We start from the raw sequence: 18,612 nt of genomic DNA on the forward strand, positions 1-18,612 counted from the left end.
GTACGACCGACTCACGAGCGCGTGGCGTGTCCGACACACCGGACGCGCCCCGCGCTCGTTCCCTGGTCCCGCCCGCGTCAGCCGAGTGCGGCTGCGGCCCGCGCGACGAGAGCCCGCACCGCGTCGTCCGTACGATCGGGCAGCGCGTCGTACGGGAACCACCGCAGGTCCAACGACTCCGCGCTGATCCGCTCCGCGGCGTCGGGCGCGGCGACCGCGAGGTACTCGACGTCGAAGTGCACGCTCCACGCGTCCGGTCCTCCGCAGCGCACGTCGTGCCGGTCCAGCCACACCGGCTCCGGCAGCAGCTCCAGCCCGGCGATGCCGGACTCCTCCACCGCCTCGCGCAGCGCCGCGTCGGCCAGCGTCGCGTCGCCCGGCTCGCAGTGCCCGCCGGTCTGGAGCCACAGGCCGACCTTCGGGTGCAGCGTCAGGAGCACCCGGCGCCGCGCCGGGTCGGCCACCAGCGCGCTCGCGGTGATGTGGCCCTCCCGCCGGGAACGCCACACGCCGTCGCCGTACGCGTCGAGGTGGGCCAGGTACGTGTCGCGCAACCGCGCCTGCGCGCCGTCGGGTGCCCGCCACTCCTTGAGCACCCGGCAGGCGTCCTCATGCAATGTCATGCGCCCACCCTGCCGCACGCGGTCGACCGACGACCGACCACGGGCCACCGCGTGTGGGTCCCCGGGATGTGGCACCGAGGGGCGGACCGCTCAGGAGTGTCTTCAAAGTCCCGTCGGACAGCCCGCGGGCCGTGGTGCGTGCGCTCACAAGGCGCGGCCCGCGGCTCGGTCTGGGTCCGGCTGGGAGGACCGTCAAGTCCCGGCGTCGCGGGCCGGCCGGACTTTGCAGACACGACCTGGCCGGGGACCGACTGCGCTCCATCGGGGGATGCGCCGGCCGCCATCCGGGTCAGGCGCCGTCCTTCTTGTCGCCGCCCTTGTCCCCGCCGTCCTCGTCGGATCCGGTGTCGCCCGCGTTGCGGCCGTCCTTCTCCTCGGGCGCCGCGTCGGAACGGTTCTCCAGCGTCTCCAGGTCCTTGTCGAGCTGTGCCGTCAGGCCGGACAGGTCCAGCTCCTCGCGGTGCACGAAGCCGTCCGGGTCGTCCAGGTCGTCGGCGGTGGGCAGCATGTCCGGGTGTGCCCAGAGCGCGTCGCGGCCCTCGACGCCGCGCGCGTCCGCCAGCGACGCCCACAGCCGCGACGCGTCGCGCAGCCGCCGCGGCCGCAGTTCGAGGCCGACCAGGGTCGCGAACGTCTGCTCGGCCGGTCCGCCCGTCGCGCGGCGGCGCCGCAGCGTCTCGCGCAGCGCGTCCGCGGACGGCAGCCGAGGGGCCGCGGCCGCGTGCACGACCGCGTCGACCCAGCCCTCGACCAGTGCGAGCGCCGTCTCCAGGCGCGCCAGCGCGGCCTTCTGCTCGGGCGTCTCCTCGGGCTCGAAGAGGCCCTGGGTGAACGCTTCCTGCAACGCCTCCGGGTTCGTCGGGTCGATCCGACCCGCGGCCTCCTCAAGGCGGCTCATGTCGACCTTGATGCCGCGCGCGTACGCCTCGACCGCCCCGAACAGGTGCTGCCGCAGCCACGGCACGTGGGCGAACAGCCGCTGGTGGGCCGCCTCGCGCAGCGCGAGGTACAGGCGCACCTCGTCCTGCGGCAGGCCGAGCCCGGCACCGAAGGCGGCCAGATTGGCGGGCAGCAGCGCCGCACGGCCCGCAGGGCCGAGGGGCAGCCCGATGTCCGCCGAGCCGACGACCTCGCCGGCCAGCGCGCCCAGCGCCTGGCCGACCTGGGCGCCGAACATCGCGCCGCCCATGCCGCGCATCATGCCGATCAGCGGCCCGGCCATCTGCTGCATCTCGTCGGGCATCATCTCGCCCATGGCGCTCACGACGCGCGTCGCCAGCGGCTCGACCAGGGCCTTCCACTGCGGAAGCGTCGCCTCGATCCACTCGGCGCGGCTCCAGGCCAGCGTCGTGGAGGCACCGGAGGGCAGCGAGGTCGCCTCGTCCAGCCACAGCTCGGCGAGCCGCACCGACTCCTCGACCGCGTTGCGGTCCACCTGGCCGACGCTGGCGTCGCCGCCCTTCTGGGCGACCGTCTGCCGGGCGATGTCGTGCGCGAGGTCCCAGTTGACCGGCCCGCCCTCGTACGACAGCAGCTTGCCGAGCTGCTGGAACGCCGCACCGAGGTCGGCCGGGTTCATGTTGCCGAACAATGCGCCGAACGGGTTGTCGCCGCCGAAGGGGTTGTCGGCCCCGCCACCGAACGGGTCGAACCCGCCCGGACCACCGGGCACGCCGGGGCCCTTGCCGCCGGACCCGCCCGAGCCACCGGACCCACCGGACCCGCCGGATCCACCGGACCCGCCCGAGCCACCCGGCCCGCCGGAGCCCGAGGCGCCGAACCCGCCGAATCCGAAGCCCGGGGAACTTCCCGACCCGCGTGGCGCGTCGGAGGAATCAGGGTCGTGACGGTCGGGATCACCGCCGCCCGTCGGCTTGCCGAAACCGAAGGGGAAGTCACCCATGACAACCTCCGTGCCGACCCCCGTCGCCGGGGGTGTCGCGGCGGCGGCCTGCCCGGCCGACCGCGCCTCGTTTGACCTGTCCCACGGCGTGGGAGGCCGACCGGCCGCGGCGCGGAAACGCGCCTCGCGTCATGGTCATGGCCACACCTCGGGCAGGATGGATTGCGGATGCTGCGTCACATGCGGGCTTTCCGGACGCGTACTCCTCGGTAAACGTAGGCGAGCCGCACACACCAAACTAACCACGGGAGGCGGTCAGTGAGTTCCCAGCCTCCGCACGTTCGCTCTGGGCGGAGTGGGCGGGACCGGCCGGCCGAGGGGTCGGCGGACGGGTCCGGGAAGACGCCCGCAGACACCACGGAAGCGACGCCCCAGGAGGCCGATATCGAGACCCGACGCGGTATGGGCCCGGGCGCGCGCCCGGTCGTGGCGGTCACCGGAGCGGCTTCCGGCATGGGCCACCGCGTGGCCCAGCTCCTGGCGGAGAACGAGCAGGTCAAGCGGCTGGTCGCGATCGACGAGCGGCGCGGGGACATCCCCGGCGCGCAGTGGCGGATCATGGACGTCCGGGACCCCGCGCTCGCCGGGCGCCTCGACGGCGTCGACGTCGTGGTGCACCTGGCGCTGGACCTCTCGCTCGATTCGGAGCCGCGGGCGCGCGGTGCGCGGAACGTGCGCGGCACTCAGACGGTCCTCACCGCGGCGGCGGCAGCCGGAGTACCGCGTGTCGTGTTGTGTACATCGGCCATGGTCTACGGCGCGCTCCCGGAGAACGAGACGCCGCTCGACGAGGACGCCCCGCTCAAGGCCACCGCCGACGCGTCCCTCATCGGCGACCTGCTGGAGATCGAGGAGCTGGCCGCCCGCGCCCCGCGCGCCCACCGCGCGCTCAACGTCACGGTGGTACGCCCCGCCACGCTGGTCGGCGGGCCCGAGGCGGACAGCGTCATGACCCGGCACTTCGAGGCGCCGCGTCTGCTGGTCGTGTCCGGCAGCCGCCCGCAGTGGCAGTTCTGCCACGTTGACGACCTCGCCGAGGCCCTGGTGTACGCGGCGCTCGGCAAGGTCGAGGGCGTCGTCACGGTCGGCTGTGACGGCTGGCTGGAGCAGGAGGAGATCGAGGAGCTGTCCGGCATGCGCCGCATGGAGCTCCCGGCCACGCTGGCCCTCGGCACCGCCGAGCGGCTGCACCGGCTGGGCATCACGCCCGCGCCGGCCGGGGACCTGGCGTACGCGATGCACGGCTGGGTCGTGCCGTCGACGCGGCTGCGCGAGGCGGGCTGGCGCCCGCTGTGGACCAACGAACTGGCGTTCGCCGCGCTGCTGGAGGACGTCGAGGGACGCCATGCGCTGGTCGCCCGGCGGCTCGGCCGCAAGGACGCCACGACGCTCGGCGCCGCGGGCGCGACGGTCGCCCTCATCGGCACGGCGGCGATCGTGCGCAAGGTGCGCAAGAGACGCGGCATCTGACCGAGGTCCCCGCGGGCCACCGATGCCGCGCGACCCGAGCCGTGGGCGCAGGTCGCGAGGCCGAGCCGCGGAGCCCGGTTCTGAAGAGCCGCGGACCCCGGTTCTGAAGCGGGCCGCGAATCCGAGTCGTGGACGTCCCGTATCCCCGCCGCACACGGCCGGGGCATACTGCGCCGGATGGATACCCGTCGGACGGGTAGCCGCGGATCCAGGCAGTGGAAGGTATGCACATGGACACCGATGTCATCCGCCTCCTCGACATCCGGGAGACGCCGCTCTCGGTCGACGAGGTCTTCGCGGCGGTGGGCCACCCGACCGCCGGCGGCACCGACGTGTTCGTCGGCACCGTGCGCGACCACGACGGCGGCAAGGGCGTCACCGCGCTCGAATACTCCGCGCACCCGAGCGCCGTCGCCGAACTGCGGCGCGTCGCGGAGAAGGTCGCGGCCGACTTCCCGGTGTCCGCGCTGGCCGCCGTGCACCGCGTGGGGAAGCTGGAGATCGGCGACATCGCCGTCGTGGTAGCGGTGTCCTGCCCGCACCGCGGCGAGGCGTTCGACGCGTGCCGCCGCCTGATCGACACCCTCAAGCACGAGGTGCCCATCTGGAAGCACCAGGTCTTCGCGGACGGCTCGACCGAATGGGTCGGCGCCTGCTGACGGCCGCGGCCCGCGACGCCAACTCCCCGTAGCATTGGGCAGGTCGGGTGAATCCGGCCATAGTCCGAAATGCATCCCTGCGGACCGATAGATACGATTAACGCACTAATCCGTTGGGCTTCGGGCGGGGGTGCGGCATGGCGTCGATCGCGGGCTGGTGGGCCATTCCGGCGGTGGCGTTGCTCGTCATCGTGGTGTGGACCGCATGGCGCGGACGCACCCGCAGACCGCCGACCATGCACGACACCGTCGGCCACTACGAGGCGTTCCAGGCCGTGCTGACGCGCGTCGTCGAGGCCGAGCCGCGGTCGCCCGCCGGTGCCGGGGGCAAGCCGGGCGCCCGCCGCAACACCGCCGCGAACGCTGGTGGGCACACCGACCCGAACGCCGACGAGCCCCGCGCTGCCGGGCGCCGCGACGTGCCGTAGTGTCGCGCTCATGTCGCGTCGTACCGCCACCCTGGTCGTCTCCGGCCTGATGTTCATAGCCCTGGCTGTTGCGGCCATGTTCACCTCGGTGCCGTACGGGGAGCTGACCCCCGGGCCGACCGTCAACACGCTCGGCGACTACCGGGGCAAGCCGGTCATCGAGGTGGAGCCGGGCGTCCAGACGTACCCCACCTCCGGGCACCTCAACATGACGACCGTCTCGGTCACCAGCAAGGGCTACGACATGCCGCTGCTGGGCGCGTTCGTCGGATGGGTGAAGGACGACGCCGACGTCGTCAAGAAGAGCTCGCTCTACCCGGACGACAAGACCGAGAAAGAGGTCGAGCAGGAGAACGCCGAGGAGTTCACGTCCTCACAGGAGCACGCGAAGGTCGCGGCGTTCGACGCGCTCAACATCGCGGTCGACAAGCAGGTCGTCGTCGCGACGGTCAGCAAGGACATGCCGGCCACCGGCCAATTGCACGCGGGCGACATCATCCTGTCCGTCGACGGCAAGCCGGTCGCGAGCCCCGACGACGTCGGCGCCGGGATCACCGAGCACAAGCCGGGTGAGGCCGTCGAGTTCGTCGTCGACCCGGCCGACGCGCGCGGCACGCAGCGCACGGTGCGGTTGACCACGGTCGCGGCCGAGGACGACGGGCGCGCCGTCGTGGGGATCACGCCGGGCGTGCTGCCCAAGTTCCCCTTCAAGGTGACCATCCACCTGGAGGACGTGGGCGGCCCCAGCGCGGGCCTGATGTTCGCGCTCGGCATCATCGACACGCTCAGCCCCGGCGACCTGACCGGCGGCAAGTTCGTCGCGGGCACCGGGACGATAGACGACAAGGGCAATGTCGGACCCATCGGCGGCGTCACCATGAAGACCATCGCCGCGAAGCGCGCGGGCGCGAAGTACTTCCTCACGCCCAAGGGCAACTGCGCCGAGGCGGCCAAGGACAAGCCGGGCGGCCTCACACTCGTCCAGGTCGACACGCTGGACGAGGCGATGGCCGCCCTCGACGTGATCCGCACCGGCCAGGGCACCCTGACCGAGTGTCAGAAGTAGCCGCGGCAACCGTCGGCCGGTCGCGTCGGCCGCTGCGGCCCGCGCGCTACGCGAACGTCGCGCGCAGCGCCTCGGCCAGCCCGGGGACGAGGTCCGCGCCCGAGAGGACCTCCAGGTCGGAGTCCTTCTCGCGCAGCCGCAGCACCGATTCGCGCGTACCGTCGCGCAGCACGCCGACCGCGATCCGCACCTCCTGCCGGTCCGGCCGCTCGGCGACCCACGCGGCGATCTCCTCGTCGCTCCCGGTCGCCGGCATCTCGGCCTCGGCGGCGGGCGGCAGCATCAGCCGTTCGAGGACGATCGCGCAGCCCAACACCGGGTCGGGCCAGGCGATCCCGGCGAGGAAGTCGTCGATCGGCGTCTCCGCGGGGATCTCGTCCTGCTCGATCGGGGTCAGCGTGGTGGCCGACCCCTCCTCGGCGGCGAGCCCCAGCTCCTTGGCGAGCTGCGGTTCGGAGCGGACGAGAGCGGCGGTGTCGACGAGCGCGTACAGTCGGGCGGGCTGGTCCCATCCGAACGCCGCGACGTGGCGTTCGATCTCCACGACGGCCTGGGTCAGTGCAACGGTCATGCCTCCATCATCCCGGTACGGCGCACCCGCTCGTCCCGCCGCCCGGACACTTCCGCCGTGTCGGTGGGGAACCATGGCCGGGCTCGGTAAGTTGACGAGTCGAGCGCCGACCGGGCGCAACCAGGTAATGATCGAGGTGCGCACCCTTGGTTTTTCAGATGCCCGAACGCGGCGACCCCGGAGGTCGCCGCATCAGATTGGGAGCCCCGTCCCGCCGTCTGCGAACACTCCTGCTCACACTGGCCATCATCGTGGTGGTCGGCGTCGCCTGGGTGCTCTTCGCCAACTTCTGGACTGAATGGCTCTGGTACAAGTCGGTCGGCTACGGCAACGTCTTCACGACGCGCCTGTGGACGCGCCTCGGACTGTTCCTGGTGTTCGGTCTGCTCATGGCGGCCGCCGTCGGCCTCAACATGTACTTCGCCTATCGGCTTCGACCCGCGTTCCGCGGCATGTCGATGGAGCAGCAGAGCCTGGACCGCTACAGGTCGGCCCTGGCGCCGTTCCGCGTGTGGATCCTCGTCGGCCTGTCGCTGATCGTCGGCGTCATCGCGGGGACCTCCGCGTCCGGGCACTGGGGCACCTGGCTCCAGTTCGTCAACGGCGTGTCCTTCGGGATCAAGGACCCGCAGTTCCACAAGGACGTCTCGTTTTTCGCGTTCGACCTGCCGTTCTACCGGTTCCTGGTGAACTTCGGGTTCGTGGCGGTCGTGGTCGGCCTCGTCGTCGCGGTGCTGACGCACTACCTGTACGGCGGCCTCCGCGTGCAGAGCCCGGGCGCCCGCGCGACCCCCGCCGCACAGGCCCACATCTCGCTGCTGCTGGGCCTGTTCGTGCTGTTCAAGGCGATCGCGTACTGGCTCGACCGCTACTCGCTGGCGGTGTCCTCGGGCGACTTCAAGTCCGCGTCGCAGTTCACCGGCCTCCGCTACACGGACGCGAACGCGGTTCTGCCCGCGAAAACGATCCTCTTCATCGTGGCGCTCATCTGCGCCGTGCTGTTCTTCGTCAACGTGTTCCGCCGCACCTGGGCGCTGCCGATCATCGGCTTCGGCCTCATGGTGATGTCGGCGGTGCTGATCGGCGGCCTGTACCCGTTCATCGTCGAGCGCTTCCAGGTCAAGCCGAACGCGCAGTCGAAGGAAGCCAAGTACATCGAGCGCAACATCCAGGCGACGCGCGACGCGTACGGAATAGCGGATGTGCAGTCGGAGGCCTACGCGGGCTCCGTCGACACGCGCGCGGTCCTGCTCGACGAGGCGAACGGCGCGGCCAGCATCCGCCTGCTCGACCCGAACATCGTCGGCCCGACCTTCCAGCAGCTCCAGCAGTTGAAGCAGTTCTACGGCTTCAGCCGCACGCTGGACGTCGACCGCTACACGATCGACAAGAAGACGCAGGACACCGTCATCGCGCTGCGCGAGCTCAACCCGAACGGCGGTCAGAGCCGCAACTGGGTCAACGACCACACCAAGTACACCCACGGGTACGGCGTGGTCGCAGCCGACGGCAACAGGGTGACGGCCGAGGGCAAGCCGGAGTTCATCGTCTCCGACATCACCCCGGACGGTGCCCAGAGCCCGCTCGGGAACTACGAGCAGCGCATCTACTTCGGCGAGAAGACGACGGAGTACTCCATCGTCGGCGCGCCGGAGGGGACCACACCGACCGAGATCGACTACCCGGACGAGAAGCTGCCGGGCGGGCAGGCCGTCTACACCTACACGGGTGACGGCGGTGTGCCGATCGGGTCGACGTTCAACAAGCTGCTGTACGCGACCAAGTTCGCGGACGGCAACATCCTGCTGTCCGACTCGCTCAACGAGAAGTCGCGCATCCTGTACAACCGCACGCCGAAGGAGCGGGTCGAGGCGGTCGCGCCGTGGCTCACCATCGACGGCGACCCGTACCCCGCGGTGGTGGACGGCCGGATCCTGTGGATCGTGGACGCGTACACGACGTCGAACGGCTATCCGTATTCGACGCGCACCACGCTGGGCGACGCGACCGCGGACTCGGCGGTGCGCGCGGACGAGCGGCGCGGCGCGGTCGGCAACACCGGCAACGTCAACTACATCCGCAACTCGGTCAAGGCCACCGTCGACGCCTACTCCGGCAAGGTGACCCTGTACCAGTGGGACGAGCAGGACCCGGTCCTCAAGACGTGGATGAAGGCGTTCCCCGGCACCGTCAAGAAGCAGTCGGCGATCTCGCCGGCGCTGCTGGACCATCTGCGCTACCCGCAGGATCTGTTCAAGGTGCAGCGCGAGATGCTGACCCGCTACCACGTGACCGACCCGCGCACGTTCTTCAACGGCTCGGACGTGTGGAAGGTCCCGCAGGACCCGACGAGCGCCAAGCAGGTGGGCGGCGAGCAACCGCCGTACTACCTGTCGATGAAGATTCCGCCGGCCCAGGGGCAGCCCGCAGAGACAGCGCAGTCCTTCAGACTCACGAGCGCATTCGTGCCCAATGAGCGGCAGAACATGGCGGCATTCCTCGCCGTGAACGCCCAACCGGGGCCCGACTACGGCAAGTTCAGACTTTTGACCTTGCCGTCGACGACGGCGATCAACGGGCCTGAACAGATGCAGAACGTGTTCACATCCAATACGGAAGTCGGACGGGTGCTGAACCTCCTGCAAGTGGCCAACTCGCAAGTCGTGTACGGCAACCTGCTGAGCCTTCCGGTGGGCGGAGGCATGCTCTACGTCGAACCGGTCTATGTGCGAGCGGCCGCGGCGAACTCGTATCCGCTCATGCGCAAGGTGCTGGCCTCGTACGGCACGGCCGTCGCCTTCGAGGACACGCTCGACAAGGCACTGGCGGTGCTGTTCGCCGGGGCGCCGCCGACGATCGCACCGGACGATCCGAACGCGCCACCACCGACGACTCCGACGCCGCCGACGACCACGCCCTCTCCGGGCACGTCGACACCGCCGCCGGCCACCGGCACGCCGCCGGCGCAGTCGCCGTCGGTCAAGGCCGCCCTCGACGACGCCCAGAAGGCGATCCAGAAGGCGGACGCGGCGCTGAAGTCGGGCGACTTCGCGGCGTACGGCCAGGCGCAGCAGGAGCTCACCGCGGCGATCAACCGTGCCATCGCGGCGGAGCAGTCCGCCACGGCCGCCCCGCCGGCCGGAGGCGCGTCGCCACCACCCGCGGGAGGGGCGTCGCCACCACCGAGCCCATAACGGAGACAGCACGTCAGCAGTGCGCCTGACCGGGTTGTCCCGGCCCCCGCCCACGCGGGGGCCCGGGGCAACCCGGTTGGCGTTCTCCCCGGCAATCGCGTAAGGTAAAGGCATACCGACGCGGGGTGGAGCAGCTCGGTAGCTCGCTGGGCTCATAACCCAGAGGTCGCAGGTTCAAATCCTGTCCCCGCTACGAAGACGAAGGCGACGCAAGCCCACGGAAAGTGTGGGCAGCGTCGCCTTCGTTGTTTGGCGGCTCCGCCACGCGGCGGGGGGCTTCGCCACCCGCACCCCCCCCATTGTCCCGATCCCTGGCCGTCCGCTCCGCTCCGCCGAGCGATGCGCTGCCGTCACGGGGCTTCCGAAGCGCCCGAACGTGGCGGCGGTGGCCTTGGTGGCCTTGGTGGCCTTGGGCTCTCGGTACTCCCAGTGGCGAGGGGCTCGGTGCGGGCGGGGGCCTCGGGGTCTCGGTCAAGCGCACAAGGTGTCGCCGGGATGGCGCGGGAGCGGCGGGTACGCACTTTGGTCGGGGGCGTGGCGGTGCGAGAACATCATGGGCGGGATCGACCACCGGAGGAGCGGCGTTGTTCGTCAAGATTTGCGGGTTGAAGACGGAGCGTGACGTCGACGTGGCCGTGGAAGCGGGCGCGGACGCTGTCGGGTTCGTCTTCTCGGAGAGTCCGCGCCTGGTGGACGTGCGGACGGCGGCGGCCTTGGGTTCGCGGGTGCCGGAGGGTGTGCTGACGGTCGGCGTGTATCGCAACGAGTCGTTGGAGTACGTGCGTGCCACCGCGGAGGCGTCGGGGATCCGGGCCGTGCAGTTGCACGGGGACTACGCGCGCGAGGACTTCGCGGCGCTGGGCGGAGGCTGGACGCTTGTGCGCGCGGTGGCGTTCGGGGACGCGGTGCCGCGCTGCGGGGAGTTGGGTGAGGACATGCTGCTGCTGGACGCCCCCGTGCCGGGTTCCGGCGAGGCGTGGGACTGGAGCCGGATGCCTTCGCAGTCCGGGGACCGGTGGCTGCTGGCCGGCGGTCTCACGCCGGGGAACGTGGCGGAGGCCGTCGCGGCGACGCGGCCGTGGGGTGTTGACGTGTCCAGTGGCGTGGAGAGCAGCCGGGGGGTCAAGGACCCGGCGCTGATCACGGCCTTCGTGAAGGCCGCACGTTCGGCGGAGTGACGCCGCGCGCGGACCGACCGGTCCCCCGGGGGCCGGTCGGTGGCGTCGCGCGGTTCCGTCAGAGGGACACGCGGCGGCGGAGGCCGCGCAGGGGCGCCGTCAGGACGGCGCGGGCGAGGCGGTGCCCGGCGCGCGACGGGCGCGGCGCCAGGTCCTGGATCAGCGAGGCGGACTCGCGTGCGGCATGCGCGGACGCCTCGGGTGCCTTGGCCGGAGCCGGGGCATGCCCGAAGAGGGCGAGATGCCGTTCGAGTCGGTCGCCGCTGCCGCCGCGCATGGCGTCGACCGCGGGGATCGGGACCCGCCGCGGCCTGCTCGAATGGTCCATTCCTGATATGACCACGACGCAGACCGTACCCCATCGGGGGCCCTCTGTGACCGGGCGTTCCGGCATGTCGCGAGGTGGATTTCCGGTGCCTGTGGCGGTGTCGCGACGTCGATTTCACGCCGTACGCCGCAGGTCGCTCCGCGGCCAACCGAAAGTTGGAACAATTCCGGCGAATCGTGCGGTCATATATCGATTCGGCGATGTGTATTGCGGGAGTGGCTGATCCAAATCGCCCTTGATTTCTCCGGCGCTCGCCCGGACGATGTGACGAACATCATGGCGAAATCTGTTTCGGGATTCCGAAATCGCGGAGGTCGCATGGGTGAGGCGGGCGCGAGGGTCGTCGTACGCGGCGGCCGCGTCGTCGACGGGTCGGGCGCCCCGGCCTTCCGGGCCGACGTGGTGCTGGTGGACGGCCGTGTCGAGGAGATCGGGCCGGACCTCGCGGGCGACCGGGTGCTGGACGCCGAAGGATGCATCGTCGCCCCGGGGTTCATCGACGTGCACACGCACTACGACGCCCAGGTGTTCTGGGATCCGGCCTGCACGCCGTCGAGCCATCACGGCGTCACCACGGCCGTGCTGGGCAACTGCGGCTTCTCGCTTGCCCCGTGCCGCCCCGAGCGACGTCGGCTCGTGGTGCGCATACTGCACGACCTGGAGGACATGCGCGTCGACACCCTGGAGGCGGGGGTCGACTGGGGTTTCGCGACGTTCGCCGAATACCTGGACGCCGTCGAGCAGTTGGGCCCGAGCATCAACCTGGCCGCATACGTCGGCCACTCGGCCGTCCGCATCGACGTGATGGGCGAGGGCGCGTACGAGCGCGAGGCCACCGTCACCGAGATCGTCGAGATGCGGCAGATCGTGCGCGACGCGCTGGCCGCCGGAGCGATCGGCTTCGCGACCAGCGCCTCGCCGACCGGTCGGCGCTGCCCGTCGCGGTTCGCGAGCCGCGAGGAGACGGTCGGCATGCTGGCCGAACTCCGGGACGCGGGCCGGGGGATCGCGTCGTTCGTGCCCGGCGGCGAGCTGGACCACGCGGCGTTGTACGCCCTCCAGCCGGAGATCGCACGGCCGTTCACCTGGACCGCGATGCTGGCGCTGGCGGACGGGCGGCACCGCGCGTGGGCGGAACTGCACCGCGAGGGCATGGCGGCGGGCGCGGCCGTGCACCCGCAGGTCAGTTGCCGCCCGCTCGTCGCGCAGACGACGCTGCTTGCCCCGTTCGCGCTGCGCGCTCCGTCGCTGGCCGAGTTGGAGGGCTGTACGCCGGTGCTCCGCGCCGCCGCGTACCGCGACCGTGCCTGGCGCGACCGTCTGGCACGCGAACTCGACGACGGGCTGCTGGCCCCGCGCTGGGACCGCTGGTACGTCGCGGAGTCGCCCACACGTCCGCAGTGGCAAGGGCGTTCGGTCGCCGACATCGCCGCGGACCGCGGCGTCACCCCGCTGGACGCGGCGTTCGAGACGGCGTTGGACGACGGCCTGGCGACCCGGTTCACGGTCGTGCTCGCCAATGACGACGAGGCCGAGGTCGCCGAACTCCTGCGCCTGGACGGCGCCGTGCTCGGCCTCTCGGACGCCGGCGCGCACCCGGACCAGATATGCGACGCTGTCGTCCCGACCGACCTGCTCGGCGGATGGGTGCGCGAACGCGGCGTGCTGACGCTTGAACAGGCCGTCCGCAAACTGACCGGCGAGCCCGCCGACCTGTTCGGCCTTGCCGGGCGCGGGTACGTGCGCCCGGGCTCCGCCGCGGACCTGGTCGTCTTCGACCCCGACGAGGTGGGTCCCGGTCCGATCCGTCGCGTCGCCGACTTCCCGGCCGGCGCGGATCGGCTGACCGCGGACGCCCCGACCGGCGTCCGGCACGTGCTCGTGCGCGGCGTCCCGATCCGCCGCGACGGCGCGCAGGTCGCCGATCCCCGTGACGCCGAAGGGCGTTCGCCGGGGCGCGTGCTGCGGCACGGGATCGACGCGGCCTTGTTCACGCCGCCGGGCAGGGAGCCGGGGATCGCGCGGAGCCCGGTCGACGGCACCGCGAAGGCACGAGGCAGGCACGCCCGGGACTGAGAGAGGCACGCTGTGACGCAGGATCAGCACACCGAGCCCCAGGTCGAATTCGACTCCAGGGCCGAGGAGTTCGACGCGTTCGCGGCCAAGGACGCGCTCAACGGCGTGGGGATCTTGAAGGACCCGTACCCGCGCCTCGCCGAACTCCGCGCCCAGTGCCCGGTCCACCAGGGCTCGGTCTCGGCGCGGTTCGGCATGCCGGGCGCGGACCGCATCATCGCGGCGGAGGAGGACCAGGCCTCGGTCTACACCTTCCAGGGCGTCGACGCGGTGCTGCGCGACCCGCAGACGTTCTCGTCGGCCTGGTACCACGTCACGCTTGGCGAGGTGATCGGCCGCACGATCCTGGAGATGGACCCGCCTGAGCACCGGCGCTTCCGTTCGCTCATCTCACCGGCCTTCACCCGCCGCGAAATGCTGCGCTGGGAGCAGGAGTTCGTCCGCGGCATCGTCAACTCGTACATCGACCGCTTCGTCGCCGACGGGCGGGCGGACCTGGGCGCGGACTTCGCGTTCCACTATCCGGTCCACGTCATCGCGGTGGCCGCCGGGATGCCGGTCGCGGACCTGCCCGAGTTCTACCGGCACACGGCGCTGCTGACCAACGTCGCGGCGTCCCAGCAGGAACGTCTCGCCGCGTCGCGCGATCTCGGCGCGATGGTGCGGCAGTTGATCGACGCGCGGCGCGAGGAGCCGTCCGACGACCTGATCGGCGTGCTGGTCCGCGCGCGGCTCACCGACGAGGAGTGGGACGGCGAGGGCAAGCGGCAGTTGACCGACGACGAGATCATCGCCTTCCTGCGGCTGCTCGTCCCGGCCGGCGCGCAGACCACCTACCGGGCGATCACCACGGTCCTGTACGGCCTGCTCAGCCACCCCGACCAACTCGACGCGGTGCGACGCGACCCGGCGCTCGTCCCGCAGACCGTCGAGGAGGGGCTGCGCTGGGAGGTGCCGCTGCTCGCGGTCGGGCGCACCGCGCTGCGCGACACCGAGGTGGAAGGCTGCCCGGTGCGGGCCGGTCAGATCGTGAACACGCCCTTCGCCGCCGCGAACCACGACCCCGCGCGCTGGGAGCGGCCCGACGACTTCGACATCTTCCGCACCGCGGTTCCGCACGTTGCCTTCGGCGTCGGCCCGCACGTGTGCCTGGGCATCCACGCGGCCCGGATGGAGATGCGGGTCGCGCTGGAACTGCTGCTGGAGCGGCTGCCGGGCCTGCGCCTCGACCCGGACCGGCCGTGCGACGGGGTCACCGGGCTCGGCCTGCGGACCGCGGTGCACCTGCCCGTGGTGTTCGACACGGTCTGACGGCTCTGTTGATCTCGCGCGCCACGCGTTAGCGTGCCGCCGCACTCGGCCGCCGAGCCGGGGCTGCGTGGTCCGACATATGCGGACAAAGTACGCGCGTGGATGCGGCAGGGAACGGGGTTGGGCGCGATGACGGACGACAAGCTCGGCGTGGTGATCGTGGGGAGCGGCTTCGGCTGCCTGACCCACCTTCCGGCGTTCCGCGACGCCGGGTTCGAGGTGCGGGCGCTGGTCGGCCGCGACCCGGAGAAGACCACGGCGCGTGCGGAGCGCTTCGGCGTACCGCACGCGTGCACGTCGCTGGCCGACGCGCTGGCGCTGGACGGCGTGGACGCGGTGAGCGTCGCGACGCCGCCGAACACGCACCGCGACATCGTCGTGCGGGCCGTCGAGGCCGGCAAGCACGTGGTGTGCGAGAAGCCGTTCGCCGCCGACCTCGGCGAGGCGCGGCAGATGCTGGCGGCCGCCGAGAAGGCCGGGGTCGTGCACATGCTCGGCACCGAGTTCCGCTGGTCCACGTCGCAGGCGCTGCTCGCGCGCCTGATCGCCCAGGGGGCCGTCGGCACGCCGAAGCTCGCCACCTGGCTGCTGCACATCCCCGTGCTCACCGGCCCCGAGGCCGGCATCCCGGAGTGGTGGGGGCGTGCGGAGGACGGCGGCGGCTGGCTGGGTGCGCACGCGACGCACTGGATCGACCAGATCCGTTACACCCTGGGCGAGTTCGAGGGCGTCAGCGCGGGCCTGCCGATCGTGTCGGACCGGCCTGGGCAGACGGCCGAGGACACGTTCAACATCCGCTTCCGCACGGTGACCGGGGTCGAGGGCTCGTTGCAGAGCTCCGCGGGGGTCTACGGGCCGCCGCTCATGGTCACGCGCGTCGCGGGCACACACGGGTCGGCGTGGGTCGAGTTCGACGACGTGTACGTCGGCGACGCCGAGGGCGACCGCAAGGTGGAGGTGCCGGACGACCTGGCCAACCCCGCGCCGGAGCCGCCGCCGGGGGACCTGCTGCACACCGCGTACGACATGCTGCACTGCATGGGCATCGACCGTGCCCCGTACGCGCGGCTCGCGGGCGTCTTCCGGGACCGCATCCTCGGGCGCGAGGTGCCCTCCGACCCGCCGGTGGCGACGTTCGCGGACGGCGTCGCGGGGCAGGCGGTCATGGACGCCGTGCGGCGCTCGGCGGCCGAGTCGGCTTGGGCGGCTGTCGAGCCGGTGTGATCGCGTGGGCGTCGGCGTGGGCCGAGCCGACGCGGCGACGGCCGACGTAGGACAGCTCCGCCGAGGGCGCGGGCGAAATGGATTTGGCGTAGCGAGCGGCCTGCCGTAAGGTTGTGTTCACCGACGCGGGGTGGAGCAGCTCGGTAGCTCGCTGGGCTCATAACCCAGAGGTCGCAGGTTCAAATCCTGTCCCCGCTACCACGTACGAAGGTCCGGTCACCAACTGGTGACCGGACCTTCGCCGTTCCCGACACCGCATTGTCATCTGTTAATCGAGAAATCGACCCTGACGGGTGCGTCCGTTGATGCGACGATGGACGCATGGGGGTACGACGGGGCAGAAGTGAGCGGAGCGCACATGCGCAGCCGCTACCCCGGCATGCCCGGAACCGGGAGGACGAACCCGACCCGTACGCCGCCGTCCACGCCGAGGGACACCGTGCCTCGCGCACCGACGGGCTCGTCGACCCGTACCCGCACGGCGAGTTGCCCGCCGACCGGTACGCCGGGCACCCGGACCACCAGGATCACCCGGACCATGCGGACGATCCGGGCCACGCGGCCTCCTACCCCGACGAACCCGACCCCTACGCGGACTTCGCCGACGGCCCCGTGACCGTGGTCCTGGACCGCGGCCGCGCCGACGCGTTCGTGCCACCGCGCGGCAAGAGGCCCGACGACTATGCGGTGTTGGTGCCCTTCCGACCGCGGCGTCCGTCGCCCGCCGGGCCGGAACTCGCGGGCGACGACCCGGCCTCCGGCCCGCTGCGGACCGGCGCCGCACTCGGCACCCCCGACCTCGACCACCGCGAACTGGCCGAGCTGGAACGCCGCTACCGTGATCGCGCCGGCCGTGACGCCACCGCCGCGAGCCGCCTCGGTCTGATGCTGCTGCGGCGCGGCGAGGACGACGAGGCCGAGACCTGGCTGCGGCGCGCCGCCGAGGCCGGGCACCGCGGAGCCGCCACCAACCTCGGCGTGCTGATGCACCGTCAGGACCGTTGGGACGAGGCGCGCCGCTGGTGGTACCGGGCGGCCGAGGCCGGCAGCCGCATCGCCGCGTTCTCGCTCGGCGCGCTGCTGCTGGACGCGCTGCCCGAGGACGCGTCCGTGCACGACAACGACGACGTGAGCCAGGCGCTGTACTGGCTGCGCAACGCCGCCGAGGCCGGACACGTGCGCGCTGCCCTGGTGCTCGGTGAGTTCCACGAGCAGCAGGGCCAGTCCGGTGCCGAGCGCTGGTACCGGCGGGCCGCCGAAGCGGGGCACCCGGAGGCGGCGTACCGGCTCGGGCGGCACGGACAGGAGCGCGGGGACGAACGCGCGGCCTCCGCGTGGTTCCTGCGCGCCGCTTCGTGCGGGCACATCCGCGCGGCCGTGCGGCTGGCGAGGATCCTGCACCGGGCGGGCGACACCGGCGAGGCCGAGAGCTGGTTCCGGCTGGCCGCGGAGGAAGGCGACCCGGGGGCCGCCCGTGCGCTCGGCTTCCTGCTTCAGGACGCCGGGGACGCCGACGGCGCCGCGCACTGGTGGCGCCGGTCCGCCGAAGCCGGGGACGGCACCGCGGCGAACGCGCTCGGCGCCCTCCTCGCCACCGAGGGCCGGCACGCCGAGGCCGCGCACTGGTACGAACGGGCCGCCGCCACCGGCGAGTCCAACGGCGCCTTCAACCTCGGCCTGCTGCACACCGCGCGCGACGACGAGGCGTCCGCGGAGCGGTGGTACCGCATGGCCGCCTACGCCGGGCACGCGGACGCCGCCAACGCCCTCGCCGGACTGCTGCTTTCGCGTGACGACGAGGAGGAGGCCGAGGTCTGGTTCGCCCGCGCGAGCGAGGCCGGGAGCGTGGACGGCTCGTACAACCTCGGCATCCTCTACGCGCGTCGGTCGACGCCGGACGGCCAGGCCGCCGCGGAGAAGTGCTGGGCGCGCGCCGCCGAGGGCGGACACCCGGACGCGGCCTTGCAGTTCGGCCTCATCCAGGAGCGGCAGGGCGCGGACGAGGAGGCCGCACGCGCCTACCGGGTCGCCGCCGCCGCGGGCCGCACCATCGCCGCGGTACGCCTCGCGGGCCTCCTCGCCCGGCTCGGCGACACCGACGGTGCCGAGCACTGGTACGCCGTCGCGGCCGAGGACGGACACGTTCCCGCGATGCTGCGCTGCGGCGTCCTGCTGGCGCGCCGCGGCGCGGAGGGCTCCGCCGCCCGCCGGTTCCGGGCCGCCGCCGACACGGGCAGCATCGCGGGCGCGTGGAACCTCGGTCTGGTCCACCTGCGGCGCGGCGACCCCGAAGGCGCGGAGCCCTGGCTGCGGGCCGCCGCGGAGGGTGGCCACGGCCGCGCGGCCATGCGGCTCGTCGTCCTCGCGCTGAAGGCGGGGGACACCCGCACCGCGGAGCGCTGGTGCGCGCCGGTCATCGCCCACGCCCCTCCCGAACTGGCAGAACGAGCCCGCTTGTTGCTGCGGGCGCTCCGGGCGGAGATGGCGTCCTGAGCCAACGGCCCCACGGCTTCGGGTAGTTGGTGAGTCGCTGACAACGCGCGCGGCCCGCCGACAACGCGCGCGGGGGGGGGGGGGGGGG

At 72.3% G+C, this 18,612-nt stretch carries 14 protein-coding genes and 2 tRNA genes; 12 read left to right on the top strand and 4 right to left on the bottom strand.

Annotated elements, in window-relative coordinates:
• Window positions 1-77 precede the first annotated feature (77 nt).
• Both ACRX5S_RS15730 and ACRX5S_RS15735 read right to left on the bottom strand, forming a co-directional pair.
• The gene (locus tag ACRX5S_RS15730; protein ID WP_436773532.1) at window positions 78-623 is read right to left on the bottom strand and encodes an NUDIX hydrolase; all 546 of its coding nucleotides are present in this window, start codon (window positions 621-623) and stop codon (window positions 78-80) included.
• 289 nt (window positions 624-912) lie between these two features.
• Window positions 913-2,526, bottom strand: a complete 1,614-nt coding sequence (locus tag ACRX5S_RS15735) for a zinc-dependent metalloprotease (RefSeq protein ID WP_436773533.1) — start codon at window positions 2,524-2,526, stop codon at window positions 913-915.
• A gap of 258 nt (window positions 2,527-2,784) precedes the next feature.
• On the opposite strand from ACRX5S_RS15735, the gene ACRX5S_RS15740 reads away from it, so the two are divergent.
• The 4 genes from ACRX5S_RS15740 to ACRX5S_RS15755 all read left to right on the top strand — a co-directional run bounded on the left by ACRX5S_RS15740 (window position 2,785) and on the right by ACRX5S_RS15755 (window position 6,149).
• Complete coding sequence (locus ACRX5S_RS15740; RefSeq protein ID WP_436773534.1) at window positions 2,785-3,996, top strand: NAD-dependent epimerase/dehydratase family protein; 1,212 nt, start codon at window positions 2,785-2,787, stop codon at window positions 3,994-3,996.
• Between the two features lie 230 nt (window positions 3,997-4,226).
• Window positions 4,227-4,655, top strand: a complete 429-nt coding sequence (locus tag ACRX5S_RS15745; protein WP_436773535.1) for a molybdenum cofactor biosynthesis protein MoaE — start codon at window positions 4,227-4,229, stop codon at window positions 4,653-4,655.
• Between the two features lie 137 nt (window positions 4,656-4,792).
• Window positions 4,793-5,083, top strand: a complete 291-nt coding sequence (locus ACRX5S_RS15750; protein ID WP_436773536.1) for a hypothetical protein — start codon at window positions 4,793-4,795, stop codon at window positions 5,081-5,083.
• 10 nt (window positions 5,084-5,093) lie between these two features.
• Window positions 5,094-6,149: a YlbL family protein gene (locus ACRX5S_RS15755; RefSeq protein WP_436773537.1), complete on the top strand. Its 1,056-nt coding sequence runs from the start codon at window positions 5,094-5,096 to the stop codon at window positions 6,147-6,149.
• A gap of 46 nt (window positions 6,150-6,195) precedes the next feature.
• On the opposite strand, the gene ACRX5S_RS15760 is transcribed toward ACRX5S_RS15755, so the two are convergent.
• On the bottom strand, window positions 6,196-6,720 hold the full coding sequence (locus ACRX5S_RS15760; RefSeq protein ID WP_436773538.1) for a PPA1309 family protein: 525 nt from the start codon (window positions 6,718-6,720) through the stop codon (window positions 6,196-6,198).
• Between the two features lie 158 nt (window positions 6,721-6,878).
• Between ACRX5S_RS15760 and ACRX5S_RS15765 the strand changes: the two genes are divergently transcribed.
• From ACRX5S_RS15765 to ACRX5S_RS15775, 3 genes are all read left to right on the top strand, one after another.
• Entirely contained in the window at window positions 6,879-9,914 is a 3,036-nt protein-coding gene (locus ACRX5S_RS15765) for a UPF0182 family membrane protein (protein WP_436773646.1), read from the top strand.
• 119 nt (window positions 9,915-10,033) lie between these two features.
• Window positions 10,034-10,107 (top strand) — tRNA-Met (locus ACRX5S_RS15770).
• 391 nt (window positions 10,108-10,498) lie between these two features.
• Window positions 10,499-11,092 (top strand): phosphoribosylanthranilate isomerase, encoded by a 594-nt coding sequence (locus tag ACRX5S_RS15775; protein ID WP_436773539.1) that lies wholly within the window; start codon window positions 10,499-10,501, stop codon window positions 11,090-11,092.
• 58 nt (window positions 11,093-11,150) lie between these two features.
• Here the strand turns inward: ACRX5S_RS15775 and ACRX5S_RS15780 are convergent, their stop codons facing one another.
• Entirely contained in the window at window positions 11,151-11,435 is a 285-nt protein-coding gene (locus ACRX5S_RS15780; protein WP_436773540.1) for a hypothetical protein, read from the bottom strand.
• A gap of 303 nt (window positions 11,436-11,738) precedes the next feature.
• Between ACRX5S_RS15780 and ACRX5S_RS15785 the strand changes: the two genes are divergently transcribed.
• The 5 genes from ACRX5S_RS15785 (at window position 11,739) to ACRX5S_RS15805 (ending at window position 18,524) form a co-directional block, all read left to right on the top strand.
• The gene (locus tag ACRX5S_RS15785) at window positions 11,739-13,496 is read left to right on the top strand and encodes an N-acyl-D-amino-acid deacylase family protein (protein ID WP_436773541.1); all 1,758 of its coding nucleotides are present in this window, start codon (window positions 11,739-11,741) and stop codon (window positions 13,494-13,496) included.
• A 12-nt stretch (window positions 13,497-13,508) separates the two neighbouring features.
• Entirely contained in the window at window positions 13,509-14,807 is a 1,299-nt protein-coding gene (locus tag ACRX5S_RS15790; protein WP_436773542.1) for a cytochrome P450, read from the top strand.
• Window positions 14,808-14,936: 129 nt separating this feature from the next.
• Window positions 14,937-16,031, top strand: coding sequence for a Gfo/Idh/MocA family protein (locus ACRX5S_RS15795; RefSeq protein WP_436773543.1), 1,095 nt, complete (start codon window positions 14,937-14,939; stop codon window positions 16,029-16,031).
• A gap of 124 nt (window positions 16,032-16,155) precedes the next feature.
• Window positions 16,156-16,232, top strand: a tRNA-Met gene (locus tag ACRX5S_RS15800).
• 120 nt (window positions 16,233-16,352) lie between these two features.
• Window positions 16,353-18,524 (top strand): tetratricopeptide repeat protein, encoded by a 2,172-nt coding sequence (locus ACRX5S_RS15805; protein WP_436773544.1) that lies wholly within the window; start codon window positions 16,353-16,355, stop codon window positions 18,522-18,524.
• Window positions 18,525-18,612: the final 88 nt, after the last annotated feature.

The sequence above is a fragment of the Yinghuangia sp. YIM S09857 genome, assembly GCF_051388915.1.
GTDB lineage: Bacteria > Actinomycetota > Actinomycetes > Streptomycetales > Streptomycetaceae > Yinghuangia.